At 42.8% G+C, this 264-nt stretch carries 1 protein-coding gene; it reads right to left on the bottom strand.

Features of this window, described 5'->3' with window-relative positions; all coding sequences use genetic code 11:
- A partial coding sequence (locus JI666_RS21170) for a vWA domain-containing protein (protein ID WP_206895060.1) occupies positions 1-264 on the bottom strand: 264 nt, incomplete at both ends.

The raw sequence follows: 264 nt of genomic DNA, 5'->3' as shown, positions 1-264 counted from the left end.
CTCATTTTTCTCTCCTGCTTTAATCAGGGTTACCTGCTGGCCATTAAGTTTGCCGGCAAGGTCAAGCATTTCCTCTTTTGCCATCTCAAAACGGCTCTTTCCTCCGTGTTCAGCCGACATAGAGGCGGATGGGTCTATAATGATGATTAAATGTTCTCCTTTTAAAGAATCTTCAAGCCAAAATGGGCGCACAAGGGCCAGCATCAATAAGATCAGAGCCAATAATTGCAGCCAAAATAATAGATTCTGCTGAAGATTTTTCAG

The sequence above is a fragment of the Bacillus sp. NTK071 genome, assembly GCF_017303315.1.
GTDB lineage: Bacteria > Bacillota > Bacilli > Bacillales > Guptibacillaceae > Guptibacillus.
This window is presented reverse-complemented; position numbering and strand designations above follow the sequence as displayed.